This window comes from Micromonospora sp. NPDC049359 (assembly GCF_044466585.1).
Classification (GTDB): Bacteria; Actinomycetota; Actinomycetes; order Mycobacteriales; family Micromonosporaceae; genus Micromonospora.
Genome location: NZ_JBITMW010000002.1, coordinates 275,941 through 299,440 on the forward strand (window position 1 = coordinate 275,941; position 23,500 = coordinate 299,440).

Annotated in this window: 17 protein-coding genes and 1 pseudogene; 10 read left to right on the forward strand and 8 right to left on the reverse strand. The window is 72.6% G+C overall.

Annotated features, from left to right (window positions below):
* Positions 1-74 precede the first annotated feature (74 nt).
* Positions 75-983: a hypothetical protein gene (locus ACIBTX_RS07530; protein WP_357119891.1), complete on the forward strand. Its 909-nt coding sequence runs from the start codon at positions 75-77 to the stop codon at positions 981-983.
* Between the two features lie 93 nt (positions 984-1,076).
* Here ACIBTX_RS07530 and ACIBTX_RS07535 read toward each other — a convergent pair whose 3' ends face one another.
* From ACIBTX_RS07535 to ACIBTX_RS07555, 5 genes and pseudogenes are all read right to left on the reverse strand, one after another.
* Positions 1,077-2,024, reverse strand: a complete 948-nt coding sequence (locus ACIBTX_RS07535; protein ID WP_357119894.1) for an iron-siderophore ABC transporter substrate-binding protein — start codon at positions 2,022-2,024, stop codon at positions 1,077-1,079.
* 353 nt (positions 2,025-2,377) lie between these two features.
* A pseudogene (locus ACIBTX_RS07540) lies at positions 2,378-3,181 on the reverse strand (ABC transporter ATP-binding protein); the annotation flags it as partial.
* 5 nt (positions 3,182-3,186) lie between these two features.
* On the reverse strand, positions 3,187-4,530 hold the full coding sequence (locus ACIBTX_RS07545; protein WP_396832192.1) for a FecCD family ABC transporter permease: 1,344 nt from the start codon (positions 4,528-4,530) through the stop codon (positions 3,187-3,189).
* Positions 4,527-5,573 carry an iron ABC transporter permease gene (locus ACIBTX_RS07550; RefSeq protein WP_355050266.1) on the reverse strand — a complete coding sequence of 349 codons (1,047 nt, stop codon included), beginning with the start codon at positions 5,571-5,573 and terminating at the stop codon, positions 4,527-4,529. The genes ACIBTX_RS07545 and ACIBTX_RS07550 overlap by 4 nt, the downstream gene beginning before the upstream one ends.
* 60 nt (positions 5,574-5,633) lie before the next feature.
* Positions 5,634-7,577, reverse strand: coding sequence for a multicopper oxidase family protein (locus ACIBTX_RS07555; protein ID WP_396832193.1), 1,944 nt, complete (start codon positions 7,575-7,577; stop codon positions 5,634-5,636).
* Between the two features lie 119 nt (positions 7,578-7,696).
* On the opposite strand from ACIBTX_RS07555, the gene ACIBTX_RS07560 reads away from it, so the two are divergent.
* Positions 7,697-8,056, forward strand: a complete 360-nt coding sequence (locus ACIBTX_RS07560) for a YciI family protein (RefSeq protein WP_357119903.1) — start codon at positions 7,697-7,699, stop codon at positions 8,054-8,056.
* A gap of 5 nt (positions 8,057-8,061) precedes the next feature.
* On the opposite strand, the gene ACIBTX_RS07565 is transcribed toward ACIBTX_RS07560, so the two are convergent.
* Entirely contained in the window at positions 8,062-8,430 is a 369-nt protein-coding gene (locus tag ACIBTX_RS07565) for a cytidine deaminase (RefSeq protein WP_355050269.1), read from the reverse strand.
* Positions 8,431-8,549: 119 nt separating this feature from the next.
* Between ACIBTX_RS07565 and hrpA the strand changes: the two genes are divergently transcribed.
* Entirely contained in the window at positions 8,550-12,602 is a 4,053-nt protein-coding gene (hrpA, locus tag ACIBTX_RS07570) for an ATP-dependent RNA helicase HrpA (protein ID WP_396832194.1), read from the forward strand.
* A gap of 52 nt (positions 12,603-12,654) precedes the next feature.
* On the opposite strand, the gene ACIBTX_RS07575 is transcribed toward hrpA, so the two are convergent.
* Positions 12,655-13,587, reverse strand: coding sequence for a LysR family transcriptional regulator (locus ACIBTX_RS07575; protein WP_357119909.1), 933 nt, complete (start codon positions 13,585-13,587; stop codon positions 12,655-12,657).
* Positions 13,588-13,670: 83 nt separating this feature from the next.
* Between ACIBTX_RS07575 and ACIBTX_RS07580 the strand changes: the two genes are divergently transcribed.
* From ACIBTX_RS07580 to ACIBTX_RS07610, 7 genes are all read left to right on the forward strand, one after another.
* Positions 13,671-14,354: a succinate dehydrogenase cytochrome b subunit gene (locus tag ACIBTX_RS07580; RefSeq protein WP_357119912.1), complete on the forward strand. Its 684-nt coding sequence runs from the start codon at positions 13,671-13,673 to the stop codon at positions 14,352-14,354.
* 1 nt (position 14,355) lies between these two features.
* Positions 14,356-16,293 carry a fumarate reductase/succinate dehydrogenase flavoprotein subunit gene (locus ACIBTX_RS07585; RefSeq protein WP_357119914.1) on the forward strand — a complete coding sequence of 646 codons (1,938 nt, stop codon included), beginning with the start codon at positions 14,356-14,358 and terminating at the stop codon, positions 16,291-16,293.
* A complete protein-coding gene (locus ACIBTX_RS07590) occupies positions 16,290-17,051 on the forward strand; it encodes a succinate dehydrogenase/fumarate reductase iron-sulfur subunit (RefSeq protein ID WP_357119917.1) in 762 nt (253 codons plus the stop codon). The genes ACIBTX_RS07585 and ACIBTX_RS07590 overlap by 4 nt, the downstream gene beginning before the upstream one ends.
* Positions 17,052-17,375: 324 nt before the next feature.
* Positions 17,376-18,560: a zinc-dependent alcohol dehydrogenase gene (locus ACIBTX_RS07595; protein WP_357119920.1), complete on the forward strand. Its 1,185-nt coding sequence runs from the start codon at positions 17,376-17,378 to the stop codon at positions 18,558-18,560.
* Entirely contained in the window at positions 18,557-19,519 is a 963-nt protein-coding gene (locus ACIBTX_RS07600) for an SDR family NAD(P)-dependent oxidoreductase (protein WP_396832195.1), read from the forward strand. The genes ACIBTX_RS07595 and ACIBTX_RS07600 overlap by 4 nt, the downstream gene beginning before the upstream one ends.
* Positions 19,520-19,627: 108 nt before the next feature.
* Positions 19,628-20,629: a serine hydrolase gene (locus tag ACIBTX_RS07605; RefSeq protein WP_396832196.1), complete on the forward strand. Its 1,002-nt coding sequence runs from the start codon at positions 19,628-19,630 to the stop codon at positions 20,627-20,629.
* A gap of 112 nt (positions 20,630-20,741) precedes the next feature.
* Positions 20,742-21,887, forward strand: a complete 1,146-nt coding sequence (locus ACIBTX_RS07610) for an MBL fold metallo-hydrolase (RefSeq protein ID WP_396832197.1) — start codon at positions 20,742-20,744, stop codon at positions 21,885-21,887.
* A 60-nt stretch (positions 21,888-21,947) separates the two neighbouring features.
* Here the strand turns inward: ACIBTX_RS07610 and ACIBTX_RS07615 are convergent, their stop codons facing one another.
* Positions 21,948-23,459, reverse strand: coding sequence for a dGTP triphosphohydrolase (locus tag ACIBTX_RS07615; RefSeq protein WP_357119931.1), 1,512 nt, complete (start codon positions 23,457-23,459; stop codon positions 21,948-21,950).
* Between the last annotated feature and the right edge of the window lie 41 nt (positions 23,460-23,500).

Below are 23,500 nucleotides of genomic sequence, written 5' to 3' on the forward strand. Positions count from 1 at the left end.
ACCGACGCCGCCGTGGTGACGGTGGTTTTCCACAGGGGCAGCGTGACGCCACGGGCTTCGGCCAGCCTGAAACCATGCCCAGAACTCCTCGTCGGCCGCCGCAGTTGCGGGGTCGGGTCTTCCGTGGCTCCACCGCCGTGTCGCGCGGTCTGCTGACCCGTAACGACCTGCGCAGCTCGGCGTGGCGACCGCTCTTCCGCGACGTCTACGCCGACTCGCAGCTCACCGTCACACACGCCATCAGATGCGCCGCCGTCGGACGATGGCTGGTCCCGCCCGGCGCGGCCATCGCCGGACTGGCCGCCGCGGTCCTGTACGGCTGTCCGAGCACGAGCGCGGGCGCGCCAATCGACGTCCTGGTGTCCACCGACTCCCGAATCGGTCCAACCAACGGCATCCGCGTCCACCACGGGCAGATCGACCCCGGCGACATCCTGGACCGGGCCGGGATAACGGTGACCAGCCCGGCGCGGACCTGCTGGGACGTGGCCCGTTGGCTCGACGTGGTGGAGGCGGTGGTCGTCATCGACGCTCTGCTGGCCCTGCGGCTGACCACCGTGCCGGCTCTGCGCGAGTACGCGTTGAGTCGAGCAGGGCGACGCGGCTGGCGATCCCTGCTGCGGTCGATCGACCTGGTCGACGCGGGCGCGGAGTCCCCGCAGGAGTCGCGCACCCGGGTGCGGCTGGTGCTCGCCGGCCTGCCCCGGCCGGAGACGCAGTGGGTCGTGGCCGATCAGGGCCGGTTCGTGGCCCGGCTGGACCTGGCCTGGCCGCAGTTCAAGGTGGCCGTGGAGTACGACGGGCTGTGGCACGACGACCCGGAGCAGTTCCACCGGGACCGTCGACGGCTCAACCGACTGCTCGGCGGCGACTGGATCGTGCTGCACGTGACCGCCAAGCGCCTCCGGGACGACTTCGACGGGTTCCTCGCTGAGGTCCGGGCCGCCCTACGATCACGCTCAGGCTCCCGCGAGCCCCGATGATCGCGCTCGAACATGGATGTAGTGGCCTCCCTTCGTGTGGGAAGCCACTACATCCTGCATCGAGCGCGATCATGGGCGTGCGGCCCGGGTGGGTCAGGTGGCGGGGAGGTACTTGGCCAGGTCGTCGAGGATCTTGTTGGCGGCGCCGACGCCGATGCCGGTCATCCAGATCTCGTCGGAGACCGGGTACGCCTTGCCGGCCTTGACCGCGCCGAGGCCCTTCCAGAGGGTTCCGCCGGCCACCTTGCTCTGCTCGGCGGCGGCCTTGTCGCCGTACGCGGTCACGAAGATGACGTCGCCGTCGACCTCGTTGATCCGCTCGGGGCTGACCAGGTCGAAGCGCTTGTCCTCCTTGTTGGCGAGCAACTGCCGCTGGGGGCGGCCCAGGCCGGTGTCACCGATGACGATGCCGGAGAAGGAGTCCGGGCCGTACACCCGGATGTTGCCCGGGATGAACCGCACGATGGACACCTTGCGGGCGGCGGCGTCGCCGAGGGTCGCGCCGAAGTCCTTGGCCCGCTTCTCGTACGCGCCGAGCAGGTCCTTGGCCTGCTGTTCGCGGCCGAGCGCCTTGCCGTCGAGGAGGAAGTTCTCCTTCCAGGTGATGCCCACCTTGTCGGTGAACACGGTCGGCGCGATGGCGGCCAGCTCGTCGTAGAACTTCTCCTGGCGGAACTTGCTACCGAGGATCAGGTCCGGCTTGAGGGCGTTGATCGCCTCCAGGTCAGGCTCGGTGAGCACCCCGACCTCCTTGATGCCGGCGAGCTTGTCCGCGCCGAAGTACGTGGGCCAACTCTTGGCCTCGCCGGCGGTGGCCGCGCCGACGGGCGTGATGCCCAACGAGAGCGCCGTGTCGATCTTGTCGGTGTCGAGCACGACGACGCGCTTGGGTTCGGCCGGGACCTTGGTGGTGCCCATGGCGTGGGTGATCTCCCGGGTCTCCCCGGTAGCGGAGCCGGCGACCGGGTCGCTCTCACCGCAGGCGGTGAGGCCGACCCCGAGGGCGACGGCCGCGGCGAGAGCGGCGACGAGACGACGCATCAGTGTCCTTTCGAGGGGTACGTGCCGGCGAGCGGGGTGGCCGCGTCGCCATCGGCGGATCGGGCGTCCGGTACGGACGCCGTCGACGAATCAGCGCCGCCAGGGCCAGCGGCCGGCGCAGCGAACCCGGCAGCAGCGGCCGGCGCAGCAGGCCCAGCAGCAGCGGCCGGCGCAGCAGGCCCAGCAGCAGCGGCCGGCGCAGCGTCAGCGGCCGGCGCAGCGTCAGCGGCCGGCGCAGCGTCAGCGGCCGGCGCAGCGGACCCGACAGCGGCAGGGGCCTCCGGGCCGCCCACGCCAGCAGACTCGGCGGCCGCAACAGAGCCGGCAGAGTTGCCCACGCCAGTAGAGCCGGTGGGAAGGGCCGGGCCGCCGGTGCGCGCGGGAACCACCAGGGGTGCGCCGGTCACCGGGCAGGGCACGACGACGCAGGCCAGCCCGAAGACGTCCCGGACCAGCTCGGCGGTGAGGATCTCCCGGGGTGGGCCGGCGGCCACCACCGCGCCGGCGCGCATCGCGACCAGGTGGTCGGCGTAGCGGGCGGCCTGGTTGAGGTCGTGCAGGACGGCGACCACGGTGCGGCCACGCTCGGCGCGGAGCCGGTGCAGCAGGTCCAGCACCTCCACCTGGTGGGCCAGGTCGAGGAAGGTCGTCGGCTCGTCCAGCAGCAGCGCCTCGGTGTCCTGGGCGAGCGTCATGGCGATCCACACCCGTTGCCGCTGGCCACCGGAGAGGCTGTCCACCGGCCGGTCGGCGAGGTCGGCCACGTCGGCCAGGGCCATCGCCTCGTCGACCGCCGCGGCGTCGGACGACGACCACTGCCGCCACCACCGCTGGTACGGCTGCCGGCCGCGTCCGACCAGGTCGGCCACGGTGACGCCCTCGGGCACCAGCGGGCTCTGCGGCAGGACGCCGAGCCGGCGGGCCACGTCGCGGGTGGGCAGGTCACGGATGGCGGTGCCGTCCAGCAGGACGGTGCCCTGTCGCGGAGCGAGCAGTCGGGCCATCGTGCGCAGCAGGGTGGACTTGCCGCACGCGTTGGGGCCGACGATCACCGTGAACGCGTCGGTGGGCAGGTCCAGGGTCAGCCCGTCGAGCACGGTCCGCTCGTCGTAGCCGACGACCAGGTCGCGGGTGGAGAGCATCACACGACTCCTCACAGGCGTCACGACGACCGTGGCCGTCCACGAAGCAACAGGAAGATCAGGTACGGGCCGCCGATCGCGGCGGTCAGCACGCCCGCCGGCAGTTGGGTGGGCGCGAACAGTCGACGGCCGGCCAGGTCGGCGAGGACGAGCAGGAGCGCGCCGAGCAGCGCGGCGCAGACGAGCGGGGGCCGTTCGGCGCGGACCAGCCGGCGGGCCAACTGCGGTGCGACGAGCGCCACGAAGTCGACGGCGCCGACCTGGGCGGTGACCATCGCGGCGACGAGCACGCCGGTGCCGGCGAGCCCGATCCGGCGGGCCACCGGGCGTAGCCCGACGCCGCGCGCGGTGTCGTCGTCGAGGGCGGTGCTGTTCAGGGCCCAGCCGGCCCACGCCAGCACCGGGAGCAGCACCGCGAGTGTGCCGGCGATCCAGGCTGCCTCGGTCCAGCCCTTGCCGGCGAGGGTGCCGATCAGCCAGATCTGCGCCCGCAGGCCGTCGATCGGGTCGGCGGTGAGCATGACCACCTCGGTCAGCGCCCGGAAGGCGAACGCGACCGCCACCCCGGCGAGGACGAACCGTTGCGCGGCCAGCCCGTGCCGGGCACCGAGGGCGAACAGCAGCACCGCCGCCAGCAGACCGCCGACCAGCGCGCTGGGCGCCACCAGCACCGCCGCCGCGCCGCTGGTCAACGCCACGGTCGCGGCGAGGCCGGCGCCCTGGGTGATGCCGATGACGTCCGGGCTGGCGAGCGGGTTGCGCGCCACGCTCTGGATCAGCGTGCCGGCCACGCCGAAGGCCGCGCCGGCCACCGCCGCCAGCACGACCCGGGGCAGGCGAAGATCAAGAACCACGAGGTCGTACGGGGTGCCCGCGCCGGAGAGCGCCCGGAGCACGTCGGCCGGGGCGACGTACGGGGTGCCCAGCGAGAGGCTGAGCACGACGGCCAGCAGGAGCAGCACGGTCAGCACGGCGGCGACCAGCGTCGCGCGGCGACGGATCAGCAGGCTGACCGGACCGACCCGCAGCAACGACCGGCCGGGCAGCCGGGACGTGCCGCCGGGCGCACCGGGCAGCCCGGCCGCGGCTGCGAGCCCAGCCGCGCCGGACGCATCGGCGACGCGGGCCGCACCAGCCGCGCCGGACGCATCGGCGACGCGGGCCGCACCAGCCGCGCCAGACGCATCGGCGGCGCGGGCCGGACCAGCAGCGCCGGACGCGACGCGAGCCGGACCAGCGGCCGGGGCAGCAGCGCGGGCCGGACCAGCAGCGCCGGACGCGGCGCGGGTCGGACCAGCGACCGGGTCAGCGGCAGGGTCCGGGCCGGCGGTGCCGGACGCTTCGGCGGGACGACCGGCGGTCACGCGGTCACCACCCGGGCACGGCGGACCAGCACGGCCAGCAGCGGCGCGCCGATCAGGGCGGTGACGATGCCGGCGGGTATCTCGCCGGGCGGGGCGACGAGTCGGCCGACGACGTCGGCCCCGAGCAGCAGCGCGGGCCCGAGCAGGGCGGAGACGGCGAGGGTCCAGCGGTGGTCCGCGCCGACCAGGGCACGGGCGAGGTGCGGCACGGCCAGCCCGACGAAGGCGACCGGGCCGGCGGCGGCCACCGCGGCGCCGGTGAGCAGCACGGCGGCGATTCCACCGCCGAGGCGGACCAGGCCGATGCGGTGGCCCAGGCCACGGGCCACGTCGTCGCCGAGAGCGAGGGCGTCCAGGCCCCGGGCCACCAGCGCGGCGAGCAGCAGCCCGACGAGGACGAACGGCAGCACCTGGGCGGTGACGCCGAGGTCCCGCCCGGCCAGTCCGCCCACCACCCAGAACCGGTACTCCTCGAAGGTGCGGGCGTCGATGCTGAGCAGCGCGTACACCCCGGAGGCGAGACTGGCGTCGAGCGCCGCGCCGACCAGCGCGAGGGTGACCGGGCTCGCGCCCTCGCGGGCCCGGCTGGCGATGGCGAAGACCAGCAGGCCGGCGGCGAGCGCGCCGGCGATGCCGAACCAGACGTACCCGGCGAGCGTGCCGATGCCGAAGACGGAGATGGCGAGGACCACGCCGAACGACGCGCCGGCGCTGATGCCGAGGATGCGCGGCTCGGCGAGCGGGTTGCGGGTGAGCGCCTGGAACAGCACGCCGGCCACGGCGAGGGCCAGCCCGACGGCGAGCCCGAGCGCGGTACGCGGCATACGTAGTTCCCGGACGATGGTGCTCGCGTCGCTGCCGTCCGGCGCGACGAGGGCGTGCCAGACCGCGCCGACTCCGAGTTGCCGGCTGCCCAGCGCAAAACTGGCCAGTACGGCGAGCAGCAACACCAGCGCGGCGCCGACGGTGACGGCGACCCGCCGACCGGTGCGGGCACCGGAGGAGTTGCGGGCCGGCGTCGGCCGGGCGGCGAGGGTGGTCACGAAACTCCTGCACGTTCGAGCTTAGGTTCGCCTAACCTTAGCCGACCTGCGGAAAGTGACCTAACTGGCGTCGGTCGATGCCGCCGACTCAGCCTGCGGCACCTGCACCGAGCCGCCGTCCCCGGCCGCCGCCGCGCCGCGCGGCAGCACGTTGAGGGGCCGCATCATCTCGTTGTCCTCGTGCTCGAGCAGGTGGCAGTGCCAGGAGAAGCGGCCCGGCAGGTCGAAGCGGGCCTTGATCCGCGTCACCTCCCACGGGTACGCGAGCACGGTGTCCATCCATCCCCGCTCCCCCGGCTCCGGCTCCGCCCGGCCCGACCGTCCACGGCCCAGCAGCTCGAACTGGGCCTGGTGCAGGTGGACGGGGTGGACGTTGCGGGTGAAGTTGCGCACCTCCCACACCTCGGTCGCGCCGACGAGGGGCTGTTCGGTCGCGGGATCGCTCCAGCGCATCGGCCGACCCCGGCCGCGCTCGTCGAGGGTGCCGAGCAGCATCACCATCGACCGGCCGGACATCCGCTCGTTGAGCGACAGCCGCCGGACCCGCTCCGCCGCACCGAGCCGGGGGTGGGCGGGCAGTTGCAGGTGCTCCGGCGGCACGCTGGAGTCCGCGCCGGTGGCCTCGGTGACCACGAACCGCATCACCTGCCCGGTGGTCCGCGGGTCGGACGGCGCGAAGTCCACCCCGGGCCGGCCGCCCCGGTACGCCCACTCGGGCCCCTCGTTGACGAGGAAGAGCTCGGTGCCGGCGGGCACGCCGGTGAAGTCGACGATCACGTCGGCCCGTTGGGCGGGGCCGAGGGTGACGCGGTCGTGCGCCACCGGCTCGGGCAGGAAGCCGCTGTCGCTGCCGATCTGCCAGACCGGCAGCACCGGACGGGCCGGCCGTGCGGTGGCGTGGGCGGCGACGCTGAGCATCAGGAAGCGGCTGTTGCAGCCGTTGAGCAACCGGAACCGGTAGCGCCGACGCTGCACGGTAAGGCTGGGCCAGGTCCGGCCGTTGACCACGATGGTGGTGCCGGAGAACGCCGACGTCCACGCCGGACCCTCGTGGTGACCCCCGGGGTAGACCAGCTCGCCGTCGGCGCTGAAACTGCGGTCCTGGATGAGCAGCGGGATGTCGTGGTAGTCGGTGTCCGGCGGATCGTCGTGACCCGGCGTCGGGCCGGGCAGCACCCCGTCGGGCAGGTCGTCGCCGCCCAGCAGGTAGAAACCGGCCGGCCCGGCGTAGACGTTCTCCCTGGTGAGGCCCAGCGTGTGGTCGTGGTACCAGAGGGTGCAGGGCCGCTGGTCGTTGGCGTACTCGAAGGTGGCCGAACCCGCCGCCCAGCGCAGGCCGGACCCCTCGGCGAAGCGGGACCGGAACTCGCCGTACGCGCTGCCCGTGACGGCGAAGTCGGCCGGCAGGTCGCGGGCCACCGGCAGGTACCACGCCTCGGCGTGCCCGTCGCTCTCCTGCGTGCTGTGCCCGCCGTGCAGGTGGACCACCTGGGGCACCGGCCCCCGGTAGCCACGGCGGCTGCCGTCCGAGCGGCCGTGCCCGTCCCGGCCGTTCCGGCCACCGGCCGGGTTGGCCCAGTGCAGGGTCTCATCGACGGGCAGCAGGTGGGGCAGGTAGTCGCCCCGGTGGTCGACGAGTTCGTTGACCCAGGTCACCCGTACCGGGCGGTTCACCCGCGCGACGATGCTGTGCGCCGGGTAGCCGAAGCTGTCGGGGTGGGCGGTGGAGCCGTAACCCCACACGGTCGTACGCGGCCAGGACAGCGGCAGGATCTGCTGGCGGAACTGCCGCACCCCGACGACGTAGGTGTCCCGCTCGGGGTCGTTCGCCACCCGGGGCATGGCCAGGGGGATGCGCAGCGGCGCGACGTACTTCGGGATGTCGGCGGCGCGCAGCACCGTCGCCGCGGCGCGCGTGCGGCCCGCGGCCGTCGAGCCGGCCGGGACCAGAACCGCGGCGCCCCCGGCGGCACCGGCCACGAGCACCTGTCGTCTGCTGACCATGCCGCACCTCCACTCGTATCGGACCTCGATAAGAGAATGAGTTTCGCGGACGGTGGCAAGTGGGGCGGATGGCGGATAACACCCGTAAGAGGGACAGCGAGCACCATAGGGTGTGGGGCATGCGATTCGACCAGCACACGGTCGTCCTGCTGACCCGACCGTCGGATCCGCCGGAGCTGCCACCGGAGGCGATCGACCGGCTACGCGACGCCCATCTGGCCCACCAGGCAGGGCTCGTGGAGCAGGGACTGGTGCTCGCGGCCGGCCCGCTCCTGCACGCCGACGACGACCGGATGCGGGGCTTCGTCGTCTTCTCCATCGCCCCGGACGAGGTACGCGGGCTCTACGCCGACGACCCGGCCGTCCGTGCCGGCCTGCTCGTCGCGCGGGTGGCGAGCTGGATGGTGCCCGAGGGCAACGTGCGGTACGAGGGCGTGCCGATCCCCGCGTCGATGCTGGAGGCGGCGGCGGGCGACTGACGCGGTCAGCCCGGCAGGTCCGCGATCGGCAGCACCCGCAGGTCGTCCGGCTCGCCCACGATTACCCGCAGCGCCGGGAAGTACGCGCTGAGCACCGGCCGGCACCTGTCGCAGGGCCCGACGACCGTACGACCCCGGTCGGCGACCGAGACGATGGTCTCCAGCTCGGTCACGCCCTGCGTGGCGGCGGTGCCGATGACGACCAACTCCGCGCAGGTGTCCCCGCTGTCGTGGTGCAGGTTCACCCCGGAGAACACCCGCCCGTCGGCGGTACGGGCGGCCGACGCGCCGGTGTGGTGGCGGCTGCGGCACCGAAGTTTGGCGACCGCCGTGGCGGCCTGCACCAGCGCTCGATCGGTGTCCCGCAGCTCCATCCCGGCCCCCCAGCGCTCGACGTCGGCCGCAACTGTAGACCGCCGTCCCCGCGCCGAAGCACCCACGCGCGGTAACCCAGGGGCGGTCCGCCGCCGGGCTGCCTATCCTTGGGCACGACATGCAGAATCCAGCCTCCTCCGCCGCGACCGATCCCGTCCGCGACCTGCACCGCCGCCTCAGTCCCCTGATGTTCCGCGACCAGCGCCGGCTCCAGCGACGCCTGGACGGCGCCCGCAAGCTGCGCGACCCGCAGCGCCGGGAGGCGGCCCTGACCGAGATCACCGCCGAGCTGGCGCGGGCCGAGCAGCGGCTGGCCGACCGGCGGGCGGCGGTGCCGACGATCGCGTACCCCGTGGGGTTGCCGGTCAGCGAGCGCAAGGACGACATCGCCGCCGCCATCCGCGATCACCAGGTGGTGATCGTGGCCGGCGAGACCGGCTCCGGTAAGACGACCCAGCTGCCGAAGATCTGTCTGGAGCTGGGGCGCGGCATCAACGGCCTGATCGGGCACACCCAGCCCCGGCGGCTGGCCGCCCGGACGGTGGCCGACCGGATCGCCGACGAGCTGGGTACCGAGCTGGGCGACGTGGTCGGCTACAAGGTGCGCTTCACCGACCAGGTCAGCGACCGCAGCCTGGTCAAGCTGATGACCGACGGCATCCTGCTGGCCGAGTTGCAGACCGACCGGATGCTGCGCCAGTACGACACGTTGATCATCGACGAGGCGCACGAGCGCAGCCTCAACATCGACTTCATCCTCGGCTACCTGCGCGAACTGCTGCCCCGCCGGCCCGACCTCAAGGTGATCATCACCTCGGCGACCATCGAAACCGACCGCTTCGCCAAGCACTTCGCCGACGCCCAGGGCAGTCCGGCGCCGGTCGTCGAGGTCTCCGGACGCACCTATCCCGTGGAGGTCCGCTACCGGCCGCTGGTCGAGGTCGCCGAGAGCGACGAGGAGGGCGACGCCGACGAGGAGAACGTCCGCGACCAGATCCAGGCGATCGGCGACGCCGTCGAGGAGCTGGCCGCCGAGGGTCCGGGCGACATCCTGGTCTTCCTCAGCGGCGAACGGGAGATCCGCGACACCGCCGACGCGCTGGGCAAGCTGGTGCAGAAGAAGCGGTCCCTGCTGGGCACCGAGATCCTGCCGCTGTACGCCCGGCTCTCCGCCGCCGAGCAGCACCGCGTCTTCGCCGCGCACAGCTCACGACGCGTGGTGCTCGCCACCAACGTCGCGGAGACCTCGCTGACCGTGCCGGGAATCAAGTACGTGGTGGACCCGGGCACCGCCCGCATCTCCCGTTACTCCAGCCGGCTCAAGGTGCAGCGGCTGCCGATCGAGCCCGTCTCGCAGGCGTCGGCCAACCAGCGCAAGGGCCGCTGCGGTCGGACGTCGGACGGTATCTGCATCCGCCTCTACGACGAGCAGGACTTCCTGTCCCGCCCCGAGTTCACCGACCCGGAGATCCTGCGCACCAACCTGGCGTCGGTCATCCTCCAGATGACCGCGATCGGGCTGGGCGACCTGGCCGCGTTTCCGTTCATCGACCCGCCGGACAAGCGCAACATCACCGACGGCGTCAACCTGCTGCACGAGCTGGGCGCGTTGGACCCGACCGAGACCGACCCGGCGAAGCGGCTCACCGCGCTGGGCCGCCGGCTCGCCCAGCTCCCGGTCGACCCGCGGCTGGCCCGGATGGTGGTCGAGGGCGAGCGCAACGGCTGTGCCACCGAGATCCTGGTGATCGCCGCCGCGCTCTCCATTCAGGACCCCCGCGAGCGCCCGGCCGAGAAGCAGGCCCAGGCCGACCAGGCACACGCCCGGTTCGCCGACAAAGAGTCCGACTTCGTGGCTTACCTGAACCTGTGGCGGTACCTGCGGGAGCAGCAGCGGGAGCTGTCGTCCAGCGCGTTCCGCCGGATGTGCAAGGCGGAGTACCTGAACTACCTGCGGATCCGCGAGTGGCAGGACATCGTCAGCCAGTTGCGCCAGGTGCTGCGTACCCCCGCCGAGAACGACCGGCGCGGCGGGCGGGCGGCGCGGGACACCCCGGCCGAGGCGGACGCCGGCCGGGGCGCGGGCCGCCGGGGCGGCGCGGACCTGCCGGAGGAGATCGACACCCCGAAGGTGCACCAGTCGCTGCTGCCCGGCCTGCTGTCGCACATCGGCCTCAAGGACGCCCAGAAACACGAGTACCTGGGGGCGCGGGGCGCGAAGTTCGCGCTGTTCCCCGGCTCGGCGCTGTTCAGGAAGCCGCCGCGCTGGGTGATGGCCGCCGAGTTGGTGGAGACGTCCCGGCTGTGGGGGCGCATCGCCGGGCGGGTCGAGCCGGAGTGGGTCGAGCCGCTGGCGCAGCACCTGGTCAAGCGCAGCTACAGCGAGCCGCACTGGGAGAAGAAGCAGGCCGCGGTGATGGCCTACGAGAAGGTCACCCTGTACGGCATGCCGCTGGTCGCCTCCCGCAAGGTCAACTTCGGGCGGATCGACCCGACGTTGAGCCGGGAGCTGTTCATCCGGCACGCGCTCGTCGAGGGCGACTGGCAGACCCACCACCGGTTCTGGGCCGACAACAAGCGACTGCTGGGCGAGATCGAGGAGTTGGAGAGCCGGGCCCGCCGCCGGGACATCCTGGTCGACGACGAGACCATCTTCGGCTTCTACGACCAGCGGATCCCCGCCGACGTGGTCTCCGGCCGGCACTTCGACACCTGGTGGAAGAAGACCCGCCACGAGCGTCCCGACCTGCTGACCTTCACCCGCGACCTGCTGGTCAACGACGGTCGCGGCGGTGTCGACGAGAGCGACTACCCCGACGAGTGGCAGACCCAGGGGGTGACCCTGCCGCTGACCTACCGGTTCGAGCCGGGCACGGCGACCGACGGCGTCACCGTGGACATCCCGCTGCCGCTGCTCAACCAGGTACCGGCGGAGGGCTTCGACTGGCAGGTGCCGGGGCTGCGCGAGGAGACGGTGATCGCGCTGATCCGCTCGCTGCCCAAGGCGATCCGGCGCAACTTCGTGCCGGTGCCGGACTACGCCCGCGCCGCCCTCGCGGCGATCACCCCCGGCGAGACGTCGCTGCTGGACGCGCTCACCCGTGAGCTGCGCCGGATGACCGGTGTCACCGTGCCCCGCGACGCCTGGGAGCCCGGCAAGCTCCCCGCCCACCTGCGGGTGACGTTCCGGGTGCTCGGCGACGACGACAAGCCGGTCGCCGAGGGCAAGGACCTGCCGGCCCTGCAACGTCAACTGCGCCAGGAGGTACGCCAGGTCGTGGCGGCCGCCGCGCCGGAGGTCGCCCGGACCGGCCTGCGCGAGTGGAGCCTCGGCACGCTGCCCCGGACCATCGAGCAGGTCCGCGCCGGCTACGGGGTGACCGCGTACCCGGCTCTGGTCGACGAGGGCACGACGGTCGGGGTGAAGGTGTTCGACTCCCCCGCCGAGGCGGAGGCCGCGCACTGGGCCGGCACCCGCCGGCTGCTGCGGCTCACCGTGCCGTCCCCGGCCCGGTTCCTGCAGGGTCGGTTGAGCAACGAGGCGAAGCTGGCGTTGAGTCGCAACCCGCACGGCGGCGTGCAGGAGCTGATCGAGGACGCGGCCGGCGCGGCCATCGACCGCCTGATCGACGCCGCCGGTGGCCCGGCGTGGGACGCCGAGGGCTTCGCCGCCCTGCGCGAGAAGGTCCGCGCCGACCTGGTCGACACCGTCGTCGAGGTGATGGACCGGGTCCGCAAGGTGCTCGCCGCCGCGTACGCGGTCGAGCAGCGGCTCGGCGCGACCCGCAACCTGGCCGTGGTGGCGGCGCTGGCCGACATCCGCAAGCAGCTCGCCGGGCTGGTGCACGCCGGCTTCATCACCGAGACCGGGTACGCCCGCCTGCCCGACCTGCTGCGCTACCTCACCGCCATCGAACGTCGGCTGGACCGGCTCGGCGGCAACCCGCAGCGCGACCGCCAACAGCAGGACCGGATCGCGGCGGTGCGCAAGGAGTACGACGACCTGCTCGCCGCTCTGCCGCCCGCGCGCCGGCAGGAGGCGGCTGTCCGGCAGATCCGCTGGATGATCGAGGAGTTGCGGGTGAACGTGTTCGCCCAGGCGCTGGGCACCCCGTACCCCGTCTCGGAGCAGCGGATCTACCGCGCGATGGACGACGCCGAGGGCCGCTGAGCCCGCCGGCCCGGCCGCCGCCGGCCCCTTCGCGGCGGCGGCCCCGGCCGGGTCAGCCCAGCGGCTCGACACCCGGCGGCAGCTCGCCCCGGTCGATCGCGGACTGGACGTAGTCGAGCAGGATCCGCCGCAGCTCGCGGCCGGCGTGCGTCGGCACCACGTCACGGCGACGGGCCACCGCGATGGTCCGCGTCACCCCGGGAGACGCCAGCGGCGTGCCGCGCACCCCGGGCCGGCGGGCCAGCACGATCCCCGGCACCAGCGCGATGCCGAGTCCCGCCTCGACAAAACTGAGGACGGCGTCCATCTCGCCGCCGTCCACCGCGAACGTGGGCTCGAAGCCCGCCTCCCGACACGCCGCGATGGTGGCGTCACGCAGGTCGTAGCCCTCCCGGAACATCACCATCGGCTGGTCACGCAGATCGGTGATGCGCAGCTCGCCCGTCCCCGAGCCCGTCGGCACCTCGTCCACCGAGGCCACCACCAGGCTCTCGCGCAGGATCGGGTCGACGCGCAGGCCCGGGTCGGCGCCCTGCGACGGCATGATGATCAGCGCCAGGTCCAGGTCGCCGCGCAGCAGGTCACGGACGAGGTCCTGGGAACCGCTCTCCTCGACGCGGAGGTCGACGGTGGGGTGCGCGTCGCGGAACCGGCGCAGCACCGGCGGGGCGAGCGAGGTGGCCAGGCTCGGGGTCGCGCCCAGGCGTACGCGCCCTCGGCGCAGGCCGACCAGCTCCTGCACCTCCCGGGTCGCGGTCTCCACGTCGGCGAGGATCCGGGTCGCCAACGGCAGGAGCACCTCCCCGGCCGCGGTGAGGGCGATGTTGCCCCTTACCCGCTCGAACAGCGGGGCCCCGAGGTCGGTCTCGAGGGCGTGAATTTGCTTACTCAACGAAGGCTGGGTTATGCCAACGATGTCGGCGGCTTGGGTGAAATGTCGTACTTCGGCCACCGCGACGAAGTACCGGAGCTGATGGAGCTGCATCTACATAGCTTATGGCTATCAACGCTGCGAGTTCGATGCATTGGACGACTGATCAAAGTGCTCCTAGCGTCGATCCCGTGGTAATGACGAAAACTCGGTCGCCCATCCGCTCGAACGTCGGCCTCAAGGCCGTCATGGCGGTGACGGGCATCCTGCTGGTGCTCTTCCTGATCGCGCACATGCTCGGGAACCTGAAGGTGTTCACGGGGGAGACCTCGTTCGACCACTACGCGCACTGGCTGCGCGACATCGGCAAGCCACTGCTGCCCGGTGTCTGGTTCCTGTGGATCCTGCGCACCGTCCTCACGGTCGCCGTCGTCGCCCACATCGTGGCCGCCACCGTGCTGGCGCTGCGCGCCCGCGCCGCCCGCCCGGTGAAGTACGCCCACCGCAAGAAGGTCCGGGGCAGCTACGCGGCGCGCACCATGCGCTGGGGTGGCGTGATCATCCTGCTCTTCGTGATCTACCACCTGCTGGACCTGACCACCGGCACGCTCAACCCGGTCGGGACCGAGGGCAAGCCGTACGGCAACGTCGTCGCCGACTTCGCGCCGGAGCGCTGGTACGTCACCCTCTTCTACACCCTGGCGATCGTCACGCTCGGCTTCCACCTGCGCCACGGCGCCTTCAGCGCGTTCCGCAGCCTCGGGCAGCAGACGCCCCGGGGCGAGCGCCGGGCGCGCGCCGCCGCGCTGGTCTTCGCCGTGGCGCTCTGCGCCGGATACCTGGTGGTCCCGTTCGCCGTACTCACCGGATTGGTGTCCTGACATGGAACTCTTCACCGAGGGCGACCCGATCGCCGACACGAAGGCGCCCGCCGGCCCGGTCGAGAAGCGCTGGGAGACGCGGCGCTTCGAGGCCAAGCTGGTCAACCCGGCCAACCGCCGCAAGATGACGGTGATCGTGGTCGGCACCGGCCTGGCCGGCGGCTCCGCCGCGGCGACGCTGGCCGAGCAGGGCTACCACGTCAAGTCCTACTGCTACCAGGACAGCCCGCGCCGGGCCCACTCCATCGCGGCGCAGGGCGGCATCAACGCCGCGAAGAACTACCGCAACGACGGCGACTCCGTGCACCGGCTGTTCTACGACACCGTCAAGGGCGGCGACTTCCGCTCCCGGGAGTCGAACGTGCACCGGCTCGCCGAGGTCTCGGTCAACATCATCGACCAGTGCGTCGCCCAGGGCGTGCCGTTCGCCCGCGAGTACGGCGGCCTGCTGGACACCCGCTCCTTCGGCGGCGCGCAGGTGCAGCGCACCTTCTACGCCCGGGGCCAGACGGGCCAGCAGCTGCTGCTCGGCGCGTACCAGGCCCTGGAGCGGCAGATCGGCCTCGGCAACGTGGAGATGAACGCCCGGCACGAGATGCTGGAGCTGGTCATCGTCGACGGCAAGGCCCGCGGCATCGTGGTCCGGGACCTGGTCACCGGCGAGATCACCACCGAGATGGCCGACGCCGTCGTGCTCGCCTCCGGCGGTTACGGCAACGTCTTCTACCTCTCCACCAACGCCAAGGGCTGCAACGTCACCGCCACCTGGCGGGCGCACCGCAAGGGGGCGTACTTCGCCAACCCCTGCTACACGCAGATCCACCCGACCTGCATCCCAGTCTCCGGCGACCACCAGTCGAAGCTGACCCTGATGAGCGAGTCGCTGCGCAACGACGGCCGGGTGTGGGTGCCCAAGCGCAAGGGCGACGACCGCAGCCCGAAGGACATCCCCGAGGACGAGCGGGACTACTACCTGGAGCGGATCTACCCGTCCTTCGGCAACCTGGTCCCCCGCGACATCGCCTCCCGCGCCGCCAAGAACGTCTGCGACGAGGGCCGCGGCGTCGGTCCGACCAAGCTCGGCGTCTACCTCGACTTCGGCGACGCGATCGACCGGTTGGGCCGCAAGGCCATCGAGGCCAAGTACGGCAACCTCTTCGAGATGTACGAGCGGATCACCGGCGAGGACCCGTACGAGGTGCCGATGCGGATCTACCCCGCCGTGCACTACACGATGGGCGGGCTCTGGGTCGACTACGACCTCCAGTCCAGCATCCCGGGCCTGTTCGTGATCGGCGAGGCGAACTTCTCCGACCACGGCGCGAACCGCCTCGGCGCCTCGGCGCTGATGCAGGGCCTCGCCGACGGCTACTTCGTGCTGCCCACCACCATCGCCAACTACCTGGCCTCGGGGCCCCTCGAGAAGGTCGACGCCAGCCATCCCGCGGCGGTCGAGGCGCGTACCGACGTCGAGGACCGGATCCAGCGGCTGCTGGCGGTCGACGGCGACCGGACCGTGGACTCGTTCCACCGGGAGCTGGGCCAGATCATGTGGGAGCACTGCGGCATGGAGCGCTCCGAGGCCGGACTGCGCAAGGCGATCGGCGAGATCCGCGACCTGCGCGAGCAGTTCTGGCAGCGGGTCAAGGTGTCCGGCACCGGTGAGGAGCTGAACCAGTCGCTGGAGAAGGCCGGCCGGGTGGCCGACTTCTTCGAGCTGGCCGAGCTGATGTGCATCGACGCCCTGCACCGCGAGGAGTCCTGCGGCGGTCACTTCCGGGCCGAGCACCAGACCCCCGACGGGGAGGCGCAGCGCGACGACGAGAAGTTCGCGTACGTGGCGGCCTGGGAGTTCACCGCCACCGGTGAGCCCTCGGTGCTGCACAAGGAAGACCTGAAGTTCGAATACGTCCACCCCACGCAGCGGAGTTACAAGTGAACCTGACCCTGCGCATCTGGCGCCAGAAGGGCCCTGAGGACAAGGGTCGGATGGTGACCTACCCGGTCGACGACGTGTCCCCGGACATGTCGTTCCTGGAGATGCTCGACGTGCTCAACGAGCGGCTGATCCTCTCCGGCGAGGACCCGGTGGCGTTCGACCACGACTGCCGCGAGGGCATCTGCGGCATGTGCGGCCTCATGATCAACGGCGACGCGCACGGGCCGCAGCGCGGCACCACGGCGTGCCAGCTGCACATGCGGCAGTTCAAGGACGGCGACACGATCGACATCGAGCCGTGGCGGGCCAGCGCCTTCCCGGTCGTCAAGGACCTGGTGGTCAACCGGAGCGCCTTCGACAAGATCATCGCCGCCGGCGGCTACATCACCGCACCGACGGGAAGCGCGCCCGAGGCGCACTCCACCCCGGTCGCCAAGGCCAACGCGGACGCCGCCTTCGAGTCGGCGGCCTGCATCGGCTGCGGCGCGTGCGTGGCGGCCTGCCCGAACGGCTCCGGCATGCTCTTCACCGCCGCCAAGCTCACCCAGCTCTCGCTGCTGCCCCAAGGCCAGCCGGAGCGCTACACCCGGGTGATCGGCATGGTCGACGCGCACGACGAGGCCGGCTTCGGCGGCTGCACCAACGCCGGTGAGTGCACGGTGGCCTGCCCGAAGGGCATCCCGCTGAACACCATCGGCCGGCTCAACCGCGACTACCTGTCGGCCACCACCAAGGGCGGCAACACCCCCGGCTCCTGAACCCTCCGGCCCAGGCAACCCCCGGACCGCTGCGCCCCCGATCGTCGGGCGCGGCGGTCCGGCGTTGAGGGCGTCCACCGAACGCGCCAGTCCGGCCCGGCCCGCGACTGGCCCGGCCCGCGACTGGCCCGGGGAAGATCAACTCGGCATACCGGAAGTCGGCTGGTCCGGGCGCCCACCACACCGCGACTTCCTGGAACCCGAGTCGATCACGGCACCACGACGGGCTCGGCGAGCCGGCAAGCAGGCACACCCCTCGGCAAGCCGGTTCAACCCCCTCTCCCGGGGTAGCAGTCAGACAGGACCGAGGGAGGGCAACCGGACATGAAGGCGTTGACCTGGCAGGGCAAGCGGGACGTACGGGTCGAGGAGGTACCCGACCCCCGGATCGAGGAGCCGACCGACGCGATCGTCAAGATCACATCGACGGCGATCTGCGGCTCGGATCTGCACCTGTACGAGGTGCTGGGGCCGTACCTGAAGCCCGGGGACATCCTGGGACACGAGCCGATGGGCATCGTCGAGGAGGTCGGCCCGGAGGTGACCGGCCTGAAGCCCGGCGACCGGGTGGTGGTGCCGTTCAACATCTCCTGCGGCGACTGCTGGATGTGCCGACGCCAGCTCTACGCCCAGTGCGAGACGACCCAGGTGACCAGCGAGGGCAAGGGCGCGGCGCTGTTCGGCTACACGTCCCTCTACGGGTCGGTGCCCGGCGGCCAGGCCGAGTACCTGCGCGTTCCCCAGGCCCACTTCGGGCCGATCAAGATCCCGCAGACCGGCGCGGACGAGCGCTACCTCTACCTCTCCGACATCCTGCCCACCGCCTGGCAGGCGGTGAAGTACGCGGACACCCCGCCCGGCGGCACGCTCGCCGTCTTCGGGCTGGGCCCGGTCGGCCAGTTCTGCGCCCGGATCGGCCGCCACCTCGGCGCGGGGCGGGTCATCGGGCTGGACCTGGTGCCCGAGCGGCTGGAGCTGGCCCGCCGGCACGGCATCGAGGTGCTCGACGTACGCGAGCTGTCCGACGTACCGGGCGCGCTGATCGACCTGGTCGACGGGCGTGGCCCGGACGCGGTCATCGACGCGGTCGGCATGGAGGCGCACGGCTCGCCGGTCGGCAAGCTCGCCCACGCGGCCGTCGGCCTGCTGCCGGACAAGCTCGCCCAGACGATGACGGACCGGGTCGCCATCGACCGGCTCGCCGTCCTGCACGCCGCGCTCAAGGCGGTCCGGCGCGGCGGCACCGTCTCGATATCCGGCGTCTACGGCGGCGAGGCCGACCCGATGCCGATGATGGAGATGTTCGACCGGGGCGTCCAACTGCGGATGGGGCAGTGTCACGTTCGCCGCTGGGTCGACGAGATCATGCCGCTGCTCTCCGGCGACGACGACCCGCTGGGCGTGGAGGATCTGCGTACCCACCGGCTGCCGCTGAGCGACGCGCCGCGCGCGTACGAGATGTTCCAGCAGAAGGAGGACGGCTGCATCAAGGTCGTGCTCGCTCCATGAGTCGGGTCGTGGTGGTCGCGGGCGCGACCAGCGGGATCGGTCGGGCGACGGCGCGGGCGTTCGCCGAGCGCGGCGACCGCCTGGTCCTCGCGGCCCGTGCGCCGCAGACCCTCGCCGAGGTACGCGAGGAGTGCGCGGACGTCGAGGTGCTGACCGTGGCGACCGACGTCACCGAGGCGGGCGCGCTGGACGCGCTGGCGCAGGCGGCGATCGAACGGTTCGGCCGCATCGACGTCTGGGTGCACACCGCGGCGGTGATGGCCTACGGGCGCTTCGACGAGCTGCCGGAGCGGGTGTTCGACCACGTGGTGCGGACGGACCTGCTGGCCGCCGCCGGCGCGGCCCGGGTGGCGCTGCGGCACTTCCGGGCCACCGGCGCCGGGACGTTGATCCTCACCGGGTCGGTGCTCGGGCACATCACCGCCCCCTACATGAGCGCGTACGTGACCAGCAAGTGGGGTTTGCAGGGGCTGGCCCGGACGCTCCAGCAGGAGCTGCGGGACAGCCCGGGAATCCGGCTGTGCCTGGTCAACCCGGGCAGTGTGGACACACCCGTCTACCAGCAGGCGGCCAACTACCTGGGTCGCGTCGGCCGCCCTCCACCGCCGGTCGCCGGGCCGCAGCGGGTGGCCCGGGCCATCGTCGACTGTGTGGACAGTCCGCGTCGGGAGGTGTCGGTGGGGCGGCTGAACGTGCTGCTGCGAGCCGGCTTCACGCTGCTGCCCGGCGTCTACGACGTCCTCGTCGGCCCGTTGATGCGGCTCGCGGGCCTCAGTGGCCGGCCGCTCGCGGCGCACGACGGCTCGGTCTTCGCCCCGAACCCGGCCGGCGAGGCGGTCCGTGGCGGTCACCTGCCCGACCTGCGGCAGCTCGCCCGGGCCGTGTCCGGGCCGGCGGCACAGCTCCGTGGGACGGCGGCCGGCGCGATCGGCGCGGCGCTGCGCCGACGGCCCGGGTAAGACTGTTCGGGACTGTTCGGGACTCTCTCCGGGGGCATTATGAATAGATCAACTCGCCTAGCGTGGGGGGCCGGCAGGCGCTCCGGCGCCCCACGACGGGAGAGACGATTGACCATCCGACTGAACCGCAGGACCGCCCTCGGACTGGGTACGGTGGCCACCGCCGGTACGGTGCTCGCCGCGACCACTCCGGCCAGCGCCGCCGAGGCGACACCCACCACCCCCGCGCAGGCGGCCCGGCGGGTCGCCACGGTCTTCGGGCGTCACAGCGCCGAGGCCGGCGGCAACTGGCAGGCCTACGTCAGCGTGGCCGACCCGGCGGGCACGCCGGTCGTCGCGGTGGCGGCGGACGAGGACCGGACGATCGAGGCGTACAGCGTCAACAAGATCGCGGTGGCCACGGCGGTGTTGGACAAGGTCGACCGCGGGCTGCTGACGCTGGACCAGCGGGTCGAGGTGACCGAGACGATCGTGGTGCCGGGTGGGGACGGCATCTTCAGCCGGGACGGCGCGTACCCGAGCAGCGTGACGCTGGGACACGTGCTGGCGAACCTGCTGACCGTCTCGGACGACACCGCCGTACGACTGTGCGGTCTGGTCGCCCCGGCCGCCGAGATCAACTCGATCCTGGTCGCCAAGGGCTTCCCGAACACCCAGGTCGAGCCGGTCGCCAACCCGAATCGGTTCTTCCTCGGCACCAGCACTCCCCGGGAGACGCACGACCTGCTGCGGGCCCTGGTCGCCGGCACGCTGCTCTCGCCGGCCTCGACGGCGCACCTGCTCGGGCTGCTGCGCTCCCCGGTGGCCTTCACCGACGGGATCCGTCGCACCATGTCCTCCGACGATCGGGCCCGCATCGCCACGAAGGCCGGCTGGTTCGCCGACGCCCGGCACGAGGCCGGCGTGATCTTCGACCGGTCCGGCGCTGCGGTGCTCACCTACGCGCTGTTCGCCGACGGGCAGGCCGACCCGGACAACTTCGGTGCGACCCATCCGGCGGTGCGGGCGCGCGCCGCCATGGGTCCGAAGGTCCTCGCCGCGGTGGACCGCCTCGGGGGCGCGGGCACCGCGTACCGGACGACCTTCCAGCGGCCCAGCAACGGCGGCTGACTCCGCTGCCGGGCCGGTCGTCGGGGACGACCGGCCCGGTGCGGGCGACCGCCGGGGCGGAAGCCGCACGGGGGAACTACCGTGTAGTGCGGGACACGGCGGAGGGACGGCGATGACGCCAACGGAACGCACGGACGGGCAGAGGTCGCTCGGGCGACGGATGCGGGCGACGGCGGGACTGGCCGCGCTGGCCGGCCTGGCCTGGATGGCACGGGACGTCCCGGCGGCACTGGGCGGGCGACTCGCCGGGGCCCGGGCCGAGCAGGCGGCCCGCTCGCCGCAGTTCCGCGACGGCACGTTCCACAACCAGGCCGACGTCCGCACGATGGTCGCCGCCGAACCGGGTCGGAACCTGGTCCGGGAACTGATCTTCGGCAAGCAGAAGCGCCGCCCCACCGCGCCCGTGCCGCTGCTGCGGCCCGGCGCGTCGCCGGCCGCCGACACCGCCGACGAGCTGAACATCGTCTGGTACGGCCATGCCTCGGCGCTGATCGAGATCGAGGGGCGGCGGGTCCTGCTCGACCCGGTGTGGAGTGACCGCTGCTCGCCGTCCGGCGCGGTCGGCCCGCGTCGGCTGCACGAGCCGCCGGTGGGCATCGACGAGCTGCCTCCGCTCGACGCCATCCTGATCTCCCACGACCACTACGACCACCTGGACATGCCCACCGTGCGGGCGCTGGTCGCCGGGCAGTCGGCGCCGTTCGTGGTGCCGCTCGGGGTGGGCGCCCACCTGGATCGCTGGGGGGTGCCCGCCGAGCGGATCATCGAGCTGGACTGGTCCGAGTCGCACCGGGTCGACGGGTTGAAGATCACCGCCACCGCCGCCCAGCACTTCTCCGGTCGCGGGCTGCGCCGCGACGGCACGCTCTGGAGCTCCTGGGTGGTGGCCGGGGCACGACGCAAGGTCTTCTACACCGGTGACTCCGGCTACTTCGCCGGGTACGCGGCGATCGGCGCCGAGCACGGGCCCTTCGACGTCACGCTGATGCAGATCGGCGCGTACGACCGGGCCTGGCCGACCATCCACATGTTCCCCGAGGAGGCGGTCGACGCCCACCTCGACCTGCGCGGCGGGCTGTTCATCCCGGTGCACTGGGCGACGTTCAACCTGGCCCTGCACGACTGGTCGGAGCCGGTGAACCGACTGTGGGCCGAGGCGAAGGCCCGGGACGTGCGGCTCGCCGTACCCCGCCCCGGCGAGCGGGTGGTCGTCGACGACCCACCGGCGGTCGACGGCTGGTGGCAGTCCGTCGCCTGAGATGTAAGGAAGGGCACCTTGTTAACGCCTGGCGTATAACAAGGTGCCCTTCCTTACATCTCAGAGCACGAAGGCGTCGGTCCAGAGCGCGCCGGAGCGACCGGAGAGCGCGTCCAGCATGGCGACCGCCTGGCCGTCGGTGAGCTGCGCGACGAAGTCCACGATCGCGCGTCCCCGGGCGCGGCCGATCCGGTGCGGCGTACGCGGGTGCAGCTCGGCCTCGGCCAACTCGACCAGGTCGTGCAGCCGGCGAGGTAGGCGGGACTCCTCCTCCGGGTCGAGCAGCCACTCCCACAGCGCCTCCACCAGGGTGCCCAGCAGTCGGGCCTGACCACGCTGGTGCAGGGCCAGGTCGGGGCGGGCCAGCACGAACCGGTGGTGGACGAACTTGAGCACCTGCACCTCGTGCCACTGCGCGCAGCCGAGCAGCACGTGCCCGGAGCGCACCGACGGCTGGTCGGTCACGGTGACGGCCTCGACGAAGCGGGTGGACCAGCGGGCGGAGAACCGCGCCACGTACTGCTCCGCCTCGATCGAACCGTCGAACGGCATCGCGAGCAGCCCGTCCACCAACTCCTCGCGGACATGCTCGACGGCGGCGGCGAACGCGTCGTCGTCCGCGACCCAGGCGTCCTTGCGGTGCAGTTGCCGGCGCAGCCGCTCGATGGCCGCGCCGGGTCGTCGGGCGGAGGTGGCCAGCGCCGCGTCGGTGATCGCCCGGAAGTGCCCGCTCTCGCGCTGCCAGGCCATCAGCTCGGCGGACACCGCGCCCTGCTGGAGCACCCCGACCCGGTAGAAGTCCTCCACGTCGTGGATGGCGTACGCGATGTCGTCGGCGGTGTCCATGACGGACGCCTCGACGGTCTGCTGCCAGTCCGGAATGCGGCCGACGAACGGCTCCCGGGCCTGCCGCAGGTCGTCCAGCTCGGTGCGGTACGCCCCGAACTTCAACGAGCCGCTCTCCGGGTCGTCCGGCGGCGGGGTGGCGCCCCGCGGCGGCGGGTCCAGCAGGCGCGGGTGCGGGTCGGGGTAGTCCAGCCGGGTCCACGGGTACTTCAGCATCGCCGCGCGGACGGCGGCGGTCAGGTCCAACCCGGTGGTGGCGGCGCCCCGGATCTCGGTGCTCGTGACGATCCGGTACGACTGCGCGTTGCCCTCGAAGCCGTCGGCGAGGCCGAGACGCTGGCGGGCCAGCCGGTCGAGCACCCGCTCCCCCAGGTGGCCGAACGGCGGGTGGCCGAGGTCGTGCGCGAGCGCGGCGGCCTCCACCACGTCGGGGTCACAGCCGCCGAGCTTGTCCAGCAGGTCACGCCACCTGCCGTCGGCCGTCAACCGCTCGGCGATGGCCCGGGCCACCTGGGCGACCTTGAGGCTGTGGGTGAGCCGGTTGTGCACCAGCAGCCCGGAGCCGACCGGGCTGATCACCTGGGTGACCCCGCCGAGCCGGGCGAAGAACGGCGACCCGACGATCCGGTCCCGGTCGGCACGGAACGGGTTGGCCGTGAGGTCGCCGAGGGCCCGGGCGCTGCCGCCGAAGAGCCGTCGGGCGCGCGGCTCCGCAGGTGATTCCATGATCGCCACGCTAGCGCAGGCCCGGCCGGGGCGGTCGAGGG

Coding starts and splice junctions, on each gene's coding strand:
- ACIBTX_RS07585 (WP_357119914.1), top strand. CDS start 14,356: ATGGAACTCTTCACCGAGGGCGACCCGATCGCCGACACGAAGGCGCCC.
- ACIBTX_RS07555 (WP_396832193.1), bottom strand. CDS start 7,577: ATGGTCAGCAGACGACAGGTGCTCGTGGCCGGTGCCGCCGGGGGCGCC.
- ACIBTX_RS07565 (WP_355050269.1), bottom strand. CDS start 8,430: ATGGAGCTGCGGGACACCGATCGAGCGCTGGTGCAGGCCGCCACGGCG.
- ACIBTX_RS07575 (WP_357119909.1), bottom strand. CDS start 13,587: ATGCAGCTCCATCAGCTCCGGTACTTCGTCGCGGTGGCCGAAGTACGA.
- ACIBTX_RS07535 (WP_357119894.1), bottom strand. CDS start 2,024: ATGCGTCGTCTCGTCGCCGCTCTCGCCGCGGCCGTCGCCCTCGGGGTC.
- ACIBTX_RS07580 (WP_357119912.1), top strand. CDS start 13,671: ATGACGAAAACTCGGTCGCCCATCCGCTCGAACGTCGGCCTCAAGGCC.
- ACIBTX_RS07560 (WP_357119903.1), top strand. CDS start 7,697: ATGCGATTCGACCAGCACACGGTCGTCCTGCTGACCCGACCGTCGGAT.
- hrpA (WP_396832194.1), top strand. CDS start 8,550: ATGCAGAATCCAGCCTCCTCCGCCGCGACCGATCCCGTCCGCGACCTG.
- ACIBTX_RS07615 (WP_357119931.1), bottom strand. CDS start 23,459: ATGGAATCACCTGCGGAGCCGCGCGCCCGACGGCTCTTCGGCGGCAGC.
- ACIBTX_RS07530 (WP_357119891.1), top strand. CDS start 75: ATGCCCAGAACTCCTCGTCGGCCGCCGCAGTTGCGGGGTCGGGTCTTC.
- ACIBTX_RS07610 (WP_396832197.1), top strand. CDS start 20,742: ATGACGCCAACGGAACGCACGGACGGGCAGAGGTCGCTCGGGCGACGG.
- ACIBTX_RS07595 (WP_357119920.1), top strand. CDS start 17,376: ATGAAGGCGTTGACCTGGCAGGGCAAGCGGGACGTACGGGTCGAGGAG.
- ACIBTX_RS07600 (WP_396832195.1), top strand. CDS start 18,557: ATGAGTCGGGTCGTGGTGGTCGCGGGCGCGACCAGCGGGATCGGTCGG.